This window comes from Moritella sp., assembly GCF_033791185.1.
GTDB lineage: Bacteria > Pseudomonadota > Gammaproteobacteria > Enterobacterales > Moritellaceae > Moritella.
On sequence record NZ_JASJHF010000012.1, the window covers coordinates 1 to 9,665 of the forward strand.

Below are 9,665 nucleotides of genomic sequence, written 5' to 3' on the forward strand. Positions count from 1 at the left end.
TTTACCACAGCCGTTAGGGCCAACAACCGCAGTCATATCATGGGGAAAAAGCAATTCGGTGGTATCAACAAACGACTTAAAGCCAGATATTTTGATCTTTTTAAGGTACATAGCCAACAACGTAGATAGAATAACCAGAAAACTTTAGCAGATGTGCATGCAATATTAAAGATTCCTCTGAGCAGAATAGAAAAGCTGCTGCTTTTTACTGCACTTTTTACATCAATGGCAGTCGTACCATAGTAACCTCATGATAAGATACACCACATAAACAACTCACATAGGCACTATCGAATATGCTTTCAGTAAAACCATCGTTATCCGGGTTTCAATATTTCTTACAAGGTTTCGACTTGATCCGTCAACCCAAGCTAAGACCTTTTGTATTAATCCCACTATTAGTTAACCTTATTTTATTTTCGGTTAGCTTTTATTTCTTGTTTCAACAAATCGATGTCTGGCTACTACAACTTGAAGCAAGTTTAGACTGGTTGAGCTGGTTAGTTTATATTATTAAACCCCTCGCCTTCATTGTCATTTTGCTGGTATTTGGGTTCTTTTTTGGCGCCATTGCCAATATTATCGCCGCGCCGTTTAATGGCTTGTTAGCCGAGCAAACAGAACTACTATTAAGTAATAAACCAATGCCTGATACCAGTATTAAGGATATCTTACTTGATATTCCCCGGGTACTGACGCGAGAGCTAAAAAAGATCAAATACTACATTCCACGTGCAATTGGTTTGTTGTTGATGTTTTTCATTCCAGTTGTTGGCCAAACAGTTGCACCTGTATTGTGGTTTATCTTTACTGCTTGGATGCTGGCGATTCAATATGCCGATTACATCTTTGACAATAACAAAGTAGGCTTTGATGAGATGCGCAGTGAACTGTCAGCAAATCGCATGCAGTCGCTAAGCTTTGGTTCTATGGTGGCACTGTGCCAGTCAATTCCAGTGGTGAACTTCATGATCATGCCTGTTGCCGTATGCGGTGCCACTGCAATGTGGGTTAGTAATAGTGATAAATCTAATTGTAGTGAGAAGTAAACTATAACTTTTGTTGGCATAACGGAGAGCGAGTTTCGTTGTGTTTAGTCAAAATTTAGGTATCAACCAGCCTTGTTATTTTATTTCATATATATGCGACGCAATATATTTTGTTAAAATGTTAGCTAGATTACAGTCAACGTCAGAAATATATTGCATTATTAACTTTTGAATAATGCATTAAATTTTAGGTATAAGATGAAAACCCGCGACAGAATAGTTTACGGCAGCCTTGAGCTTTTTAACGAGCATGGTGTAAGAGATATGACCACCAATCATCTAGCCGCCCATTTAGGCATTAGTCCGGGTCTTCTTTATTATCATTTTCGCAATAAAGAAGACATTATCCGTTCTATTTTTGATTTATATGAAGAACATTTGAATGCCGGTTTCCAGCCCTATCAAGATAACAAACTCAACGTAGATCTACTTATCGGTTATTTTGATACTATGTTTGAAACGGTGTGGAAATTTCGGTTTATGTATAACAACCTTACTGCAATTCTTAATCGCGATCCGGAATTATCAAAGCGCTATCAGCACACTCAACGGGAAGCACTGGATCGTTCAAGTAATATTTTGCACAAGCTGAAAGCAGATGGTGTGCTGGCGATTGACGCCGACCGAGTTACGCCTTTAGCGGACACAATGCGAATGATTGCTGGTTTTTGGATCCATTATAAACAAACACATTCGCGCAATGAGAGCGTGACGAAAGCATTTCTTTACGAAGGTTTACTACGTGTACTCATGTTATTTAGAGCCCATTCAACCCCTGAATATTGCGCTATGTTTACGCGTTTAGAACAACATTACCAGCGTTATGCTACGCCTGCACCAACGTCGGCTCTGCTATAACTTAATGCTTCGGTTATTATACGATAATAGCCAAACCGCTCCCTTTTTGTTAAAAGCCCCCGTTAACGTATTAACGGGGGCTTCATTTCATAAGCAGATACTCATTGACTAGATGACTCGTCACATTTGACTATTAGCAACGCTTAAGCACAAGCGAGCCCACGGAATAACCCGCGCCGAATGAACAAATTAACGCTAAATCACCACGTTCCACACCGTCTTGGTGTAAATGGAAAGCAATAATCGAACCTGCCGATGCAGTATTGGCATATTCATCCAGAATAATTGGCGCTTCAGTCACAGATGGGTCACGACCCAATAACTTCTTGGCCAAATAGTTATTCATGTTGATATTCGCTTGGTGTAACCATAAACGTTTGAAGTTACTTGCTTGCAGATCTAAGCCGCTTAGTTGCTCGGTGATCAAGTTATACACGGTTGGTAGTACTTCTTTAAATACCTTACGACCATTTTGCATGAAGAAACTTGAATCAGCATTTATATCAGCGCCTTCACTACGGCTTAAATAACCTAAGTTATTACGGATGTTATTTGAATACTGAGTAAATAGCTTACTATCCATGATCTCATAACAGCTATTACTGGTCGCAGTCGCTTTATCTTCAATCACCACGGCGGTGCATACATCACCAAAAATGAAATGACTGTCACGGTCTTTAAAGTTTAAATGCGCAGAGCAAATCTCAGGGTTAACCACTAATGCCGCTTTACTACGTCCAGACTTAACCGCGTCCATCGCATTGGCAATCGCAAATGTAGCCGACGAACACGCGACACTCATGTCATAAGCGAAACCACTAGCGCCTAGATAATGTTGCAGCTCAACCGCCATGGCAGGATAAGCACGCTGGAAACCCGAAGCTGCAAAAATAATTAAGTCGATATCTTGTGCGCCTTTATTAGCATTTTTTAGTGCTTCATTCGCGGCAGTCAACGCCATTTGTACGGTAATACTAGGTTCGTCATCCGCAATGGGTTGAAACACAGGACGCATAATCGCAGGATCTAAAATGCCCGCTTTACTCATCACAAAACGACTTTTAATGCCTGATGCTTTTTCAATAAATTCACTGCTTGAGTGTGCTTTCGCGGTTACTGCACCCGCTTCAATAGCGGCTGCATTGTCAGCATTAAAATTATCAACATAACAATTAAAGCTTGTTACTAGTTCATCATTACTAATCGCATCAGGAGGGGTAAATAAACCGCTACCACTAATTACTACATTACTCATTACGTTGTCCTTTAGCGGCTAATTACACAGAGTCCTTTAATAACTTATATGCATAACCACTATCAGCTAAAATGGGATACCGAGTTCACTAAACTAAAGCAAACTGTTAACTAGATCTAGTTACACATCCGACAAAAATGAAAAATTTATGCCTTGGTAACCGAATTCATGATTAAAAACAGAGCAAACACTAAATTTGCCAATCAAGAATGAACTAATCTTACCAACTTGGTCTATATATAGAGAGGACTCAATACCATAGGCTCAAAAATTAATGATTTATACCGACTTAATTAAGTTGTGCCAAAATGGAATTTAAACACTATGCATAACTAATCGTTATAACCTCTTATCATTTTAGAACCTAACGATATAACAAAACAGCATTTTCAATTTTCAAACTTATCAGTATGCTTAAGCTATAAGTTAGTAAATTATAAGTAAGTATAAGTTACGAGTAATCATTTATATAGGGAAATCCCATGAGCCAAATTTTACAAGACAATTCGCTATCTATCGGTAATACACCTCTAGTACGTTTAAACCGAGTTACTACGGGTAACGTGTTTGCAAAAATTGAAAGCCGTAATCCAAGTGCCAGTGTTAAATGCCGTATCGGTGCAAACATGATCTGGCAGGCAGAAAAAGACGGTACCTTAAAAGAAGGTATCGAGATTGTTGAACCAACCAGTGGTAATACCGGTATTGCATTAGCATTTGTTGCCGCAGCTCGTGGGTATAAACTAACATTAACAATGCCAAACACCATGAGTCTTGAACGTCGCAAGCTACTTAAGGCATTAGGTGCTAACCTTGTACTAACTGATGGCGCTAAAGGCATGAAAGGCGCGATTGATAAAGCCGTTGAAATTCGTGATGCAAATCCTGAAACAACGATTTTATTACAACAATTTGAAAATCCAGCTAACCCTGCGATCCATGAACAAACAACGGGTCCTGAAATCTGGGAAGCAACAGACGGTCAAGTGGATGTATTAGTGGCCGGTGTTGGTACTGGCGGTACGATCACAGGTACGAGCCGCTACATTAAATTAAATAAAGGTAAAGACTTAGTATCGGTTGCAGTAGAGCCAACTAACTCACCTGTTATTAGCCAAGCAAAATCAGGTGAAGCACTAACGCCGGGTCCACATAAGATCCAAGGTATTGGCGCTGGCTTTATCCCAGGTAACCTAGATTTAGAAATGGTTGATCGTGTAGAACTCGTATCAAATGAAGATTCGATCGAAATGGCACAACGTCTAATGAAAGAAGAAGGTATCTTAGCGGGTATTTCTTCAGGTGCAGCAGTTGTTGCTGCAGCACGTTTAGCAGCATTACCAGAGTTTGCGGACAAAAATATTGTTGTTATCTTACCATCTTCAGGTGAACGTTATTTAAGTACCGCACTATTTGATGGCGTATTTACTGAGCAAGAGCTCCAACAATAATAGTCACATGCTTATTGTTATAGCTACAATAGTACGTTTATAGTTACAATACGACTGTTGTAACTACATTAAGTTAACAAAATTAACAAAAGCCGCACTAGCGGCTTTTTTTTGTACACGCTAGTTTTTTTATTCGAGTTGATAGCCGTCACACTTTCCCATTTTTGTTGTAATTAAACTACAACTTAGGCGTTAATTAGGGGTAATATACTTACATCGCAATGTTTTGTCGTAAAACTTACGAAAACATGATCTATAACTGTATATATTAATAAAAAAAGTTATTTCACTCTGTGAAATTAGATTGCAGTTACACTATAGTTATAGTAAAACACTCTTTTTAGAATCGTTATTTTAAGGAAAAGTCATGTACCAAAAATCAGTTGAAATTATCGCACCAAATGGTCTTCACACTCGCCCTGCTGCTCTTTTCGTAAAAAAAGCAAAAGAATTCGAGTCAAAAGTATCTGTTGAAGCTGGCGGTAAATCTGCAAGTGCTACAAGCTTATTTAAATTACAAACGTTAGGCCTTTCTAAAGGTGTAACTATGACTATTTCTGCAGAAGGTACTGATGAGCAAGCAGCTGTTGACGCACTAGTTGCTCTTATGGATGTTTTAGAATAGACCCAATCCGCTATTAACGTATTTTTTGTATTGAAGTAAGGAAAGGTTATGATATCAGGCATTCTCGCCTCACCAGGTATTGCTTTTGGTAAAGCACAATTATTCATTAACGAAGAAATTGTTCTTAACCAACAAACTATTGAAACTGCACAGATCGATGAACAAATAGCTATCTTTTTAGCTGCTAGGGATAAGTCTGCGACACAGCTTGAAGCTATCACGGAAATGGCACGCCAAACATTTGGTGATGAGAAAGCTGAAATCTTTGAAGGGCACATGATGCTGCTTGAAGATGAAGAGCTAGAAGAAGATATCGTAACCTTTATTAAGAAAAATAAAGCGTCTGCTGATCTTGCTATCCATAGCATCTTTGAAGAAAACGCCGAAATGATGGCTGCTTTAGACGACCCATATTTAAGAGAACGTGCTGCGGATTTCCGTGATATCGGTTCTCGCCTTGTGAAAAATGCACTCGGTATGGAAATCGTTTCACTAAGCGCAATCGAAGAAGAAGTTATTCTTATCGCTAGCGACTTAACACCGTCAGAAACAGCACAGATTAACCTAGACAAGATCTTAGGTTTCATTACTGATTTAGGTGGCCGTACTGCACACACATCAATCATGGCGCGTTCATTAGAACTTCCAGCGATTGTTGGTACAGGCAACGTAACTGAAATCATCAAATCAGGTGACTTCGTTATTCTTGATGCCATTAACAATAGCGTTATTGTTAATCCATCAGAAGACACAATTAAAGAATATAGAGCAACTCAAGCACAGTATCTTGCTGAAAAAGCTGAGCTGCTTAAAATGAAAGACTTACCTGCAATCACACTTGATGGTCACCACGTTGAAGTATGTGGTAACGTCGGCACAGTAAAAGATTGTGCTGGTGTAACTCGCAATGGCGGCGAAGGCGTTGGTCTTTACCGTACCGAGTTCCTATTTATGGATCGCGATAGCTTACCAACTGAAGATGAGCAGTTCGAAGCATACAAAGCGGTTGCAGAAAGCATGAATGGTCAATCAGTGATCATTCGAACTATGGATATTGGTGGTGATAAAGATCTACCATACCTAAACTTACCAAAAGAAATGAACCCATTCTTGGGTTGGCGTGCGATCCGTATCTGTTTCGACCGTCCAGAGATCATGAACGCACAGCTACGTGCTATCTTACGTGCCTCTGCATTTGGTAAAATTCGCATCATGTTCCCGATGATTATTTCGGTTGAAGAAGTGCGTCTTCTTAAAGAAATTCTTACAACGCTGAAAGCTGAATTAACAGCTGAAGGTCACGATTTCGATGATGCAATCGAAACAGGTGTAATGGTAGAAACGCCAGCAGCTGCAGCTATTGCTCACCACCTGATTAAAGAAGTAGACTTCTTTAGTATTGGTACTAACGATCTAACGCAGTACACACTAGCGGTAGACCGTGGTAACGAAATGATTTCAGACCTATATAACCCACTTACTCCAGCAGTACTAACTTTGATTAAACAGGTTATTGATGCTTCACATGCTGCAGGCAAGTGGACAGGTATGTGTGGTGAACTTGCAGGTGATGAAACTGCAACACTACTATTACTTGGTATGGGCTTAGATGAGTTCTCTATGAGCGGAATCTCAATCCCTAAAGTGAAGAAAACAATCCGTAATGCTAATTTCGCTGACGTTAAAGAGTTAGCAGACCAAGCATTAAGCTGTGCAACAGCAGGTGAAATCGAAGAGTTAGTCGCTCAATTCACTAAACAGCGCGCTGCTTGCTAATTATTTCAGTTGTCATAGCATCAAATCTCGAAAGATAATGTTATGATAACAACCTAAAGTCATTGGTTATGCACACGTTCATCACCAATGACTATGTCTACCAAATTCTAGGAGTTAAAAATGGGATTATTCGATAAATTAAAAAAACTGGTTTCAGACGACAGTAAAGACAGCAATACGTTACACATTGTTTCTCCACTTGCCGGTGAAATCGTTGCTATCGAAGATGTGCCAGATGTTATCTTTGCTGAGAAAATTGTTGGTGATGGTATCGCTATCAACCCAACGGGTAACAAACTAGTTGCTCCAGTAACAGGTGAGATCGTAAAAATTTACGAAACTAACCATGCATTCGCAATTCGCTCTGATGAAGGCCTAGAAGTACTTGTGCATTTCGGTCTAGACACAGTTGAATTACGCGGTGAAGGCTTCACACGTATCGCTGAAGAAGGTCAACATATCAATGCTGGTGAAACTATCATTGAATTCGATCTAGCACTTCTAACTGAAAAAGCTAAATCAGTAATTACACCGTGCATCATCTCAAACATGGATGAAATTAAGAGCATGGAAAAATTCTCTGGTTCAGTTGCACTAGGCGAAACGATTGTTCTTAAAGTTATTAAGGACTAGTACTTAATATTGCTAATGACACGTTCTTAGCAACCAATTAGGTATTCAAAAAAGAGCTATAGATAGCTCTTTTTTTTCGTCTGCATTTGGTGTTTACTCTATTCACAGACTGATAAAATATATCCTAAAGTACTACCTCGCCAATCTAAAGCCTGGGCCTATTAATCTATTAATCATTAACTCACCACAGACAGCTGCATCACGGTACAGTTTCGGCCTTCTCTTTTCGCTTGATAAAGAGCCTTATCAGCTTCTTCTTCTAAGGCAAAGACATTAACGCTTTGACCAATACTAACACCAATACTGGCAGTCACCTTTATCTCTAGACTTTCTTTGGTGATGGTATGACCCATAATCGAGATACGCATCTGTTCGGCCAAATTTTCCATGGTTTTGGCTGATCGCAATGGTGAATAGATACTAAATTCTTCACCTCCGGTTCGAGCATAAACACACGTTGAACCGCAGGCTGTTCTAATAATCATCGCGATATCTTTAATCACTAAGTCACCAGCAGCATGACCATATTCATCGTTAATACTTTTAAAGTGATCGATATCCAAAATCATAACGGCGGCTTCTTTATGCGGTGCTAAGGCAGCGATAGCATGTTGATAACCACGGCGATTATAAATATTAGCGAGAGGGTCAATAAAAGACATGTGCTGTAATGAAAAGGCATTACGCTGAGCACAAAACATCAAATAACAGAACGTAAGAAAACACTGACTCATTAGCAGGTTAATAGAAGCTACAGCCTTAGGGAGCTCAATGCAATTAATTAAGCTCTGCTCACACGTTAACAACGTAATAGCTGCCAAAATTAATACTAACGATAATATACAGGTCAACATACAAATAAGTCGAGTCATACCATATTGCTTGGCTTTATAACTAAATAAATAACAACAATTAAAAATCAAACTGATACTAATAGAAAAGGTAACAACAACTGCATTATAGAGCATAGGTACTTCGGCGGTTAATCCATATAAAGACCACAGCCCGATAATCAAAAATTGCGAGCCATAGAGCCAAAGTACGGATTTTTTTATTTGTAAAAATCGATGAAAACCATGCGGGATCAGGCAAACAGCAACACATAATAATATATTTGAGCACATGGGGTTCAGCCGCGTATGATTAGCCTCATCATCCAGCTTAAAAAACCATAATTGTTCTGCCAAAGTGAAGGAATAAGCTAATAAGAGCAAGGTCGCTATAAGCCAATGACTAACGCCATCATAGCGTCGGTTGCCAATCCAAATGCATATCATGATCACAGCTAAAAATGACATCCCTATTGCGGTGAAAACGACGATGGAAAAGAGGTCTAGTAAGGCTAAGGGCATGAAATTAATTAAACTCTAAAAAGATGGGGTTTACTACTTATTTAATGTAGGGAATTTACCGTACAACCACATGTTAAGCAAGTCGATTGGTTATTGCCTAACCAGTCATAACCCTGCAATGACTAATTGGGTGATATTTATTATAAATACGAATAACAAGCACAATATCCTCGAGTACCATTACGCGATTTTTATGACTCTGCTAATATCTTCACCACTTGAAGCTCGCTATTTTTTAGTTGTACATTTACTTATACGGTTAAGTTAATAGCCTATTTTGTAAATTTAATTCTCACTTTAAAGTCCTCTTCTATTTGCAACTGACCATAATTATAAAGATAACCTAAATATGCTGTCATTTATTTATTCTTTATATATAAATCAATGAAATAAACTACTTTCAACATCTTTTTTAATGACTCAATACAATTCACAGAAAAATCGTCAAGAAAACAGTGTAAACATTTAAAATCAACAACTTAATGCTCGATTGTCGATATTTAAACACGATAAACAAAGCAAAAATAAGGCTGGAAATATAAAGAAAAACATAAAGAAATCACCCGCATGCAATCACTTTATGACCTGGAGAAAAAAGACAAAGAAAATGCCATCTTAAAGAAAAATAACGAGATCCAGGAACTGGCCCTGGAAAAACGTAAATAC

Annotated in this window: 9 protein-coding genes; 6 read left to right on the forward strand and 3 right to left on the reverse strand. The window is 38.7% G+C overall.

The window, feature by feature from the left end; genetic code table 11:
- The coding region (locus QNK26_RS18800; protein ID WP_413816339.1) for an AAA family ATPase at positions 1-111 on the reverse strand (111 nt) is incomplete at its 3' end.
- Positions 112-296: 185 nt separating this feature from the next.
- On the opposite strand from QNK26_RS18800, the gene cysZ reads away from it, so the two are divergent.
- Both cysZ and QNK26_RS00635 read left to right on the forward strand, forming a co-directional pair.
- Positions 297-1,049 carry a sulfate transporter CysZ gene (gene cysZ / locus QNK26_RS00630; protein ID WP_319220327.1) on the forward strand — a complete coding sequence of 251 codons (753 nt, stop codon included), beginning with the start codon at positions 297-299 and terminating at the stop codon, positions 1,047-1,049.
- 198 nt (positions 1,050-1,247) lie between these two features.
- Positions 1,248-1,907 (forward strand): TetR/AcrR family transcriptional regulator, encoded by a 660-nt coding sequence (locus QNK26_RS00635; protein ID WP_319220328.1) that lies wholly within the window; start codon positions 1,248-1,250, stop codon positions 1,905-1,907.
- 133 nt (positions 1,908-2,040) lie between these two features.
- Here QNK26_RS00635 and QNK26_RS00640 read toward each other — a convergent pair whose 3' ends face one another.
- Positions 2,041-3,162: a beta-ketoacyl-ACP synthase III gene (locus QNK26_RS00640; RefSeq protein WP_319220329.1), complete on the reverse strand. Its 1,122-nt coding sequence runs from the start codon at positions 3,160-3,162 to the stop codon at positions 2,041-2,043.
- A 482-nt stretch (positions 3,163-3,644) separates the two neighbouring features.
- On the opposite strand from QNK26_RS00640, the gene cysK reads away from it, so the two are divergent.
- The 4 genes from cysK to crr all read left to right on the forward strand — a co-directional run bounded on the left by cysK (position 3,645) and on the right by crr (position 7,647).
- Positions 3,645-4,613 carry a cysteine synthase A gene (cysK, locus tag QNK26_RS00645; RefSeq protein WP_319220330.1) on the forward strand — a complete coding sequence of 323 codons (969 nt, stop codon included), beginning with the start codon at positions 3,645-3,647 and terminating at the stop codon, positions 4,611-4,613.
- 367 nt (positions 4,614-4,980) lie between these two features.
- Positions 4,981-5,238: an HPr family phosphocarrier protein gene (locus tag QNK26_RS00650; protein WP_319220331.1), complete on the forward strand. Its 258-nt coding sequence runs from the start codon at positions 4,981-4,983 to the stop codon at positions 5,236-5,238.
- Positions 5,239-5,286: 48 nt separating this feature from the next.
- The gene (gene ptsI / locus QNK26_RS00655; protein ID WP_319220332.1) at positions 5,287-7,014 is read left to right on the forward strand and encodes a phosphoenolpyruvate-protein phosphotransferase PtsI; all 1,728 of its coding nucleotides are present in this window, start codon (positions 5,287-5,289) and stop codon (positions 7,012-7,014) included.
- A gap of 120 nt (positions 7,015-7,134) precedes the next feature.
- The gene (crr, locus tag QNK26_RS00660; protein ID WP_211672527.1) at positions 7,135-7,647 is read left to right on the forward strand and encodes a PTS glucose transporter subunit IIA; all 513 of its coding nucleotides are present in this window, start codon (positions 7,135-7,137) and stop codon (positions 7,645-7,647) included.
- A 176-nt stretch (positions 7,648-7,823) separates the two neighbouring features.
- Here the strand turns inward: crr and QNK26_RS00665 are convergent, their stop codons facing one another.
- Positions 7,824-8,771: a GGDEF domain-containing protein gene (locus QNK26_RS00665; RefSeq protein ID WP_319220333.1), complete on the reverse strand. Its 948-nt coding sequence runs from the start codon at positions 8,769-8,771 to the stop codon at positions 7,824-7,826.
- Positions 8,772-9,665: the final 894 nt, after the last annotated feature.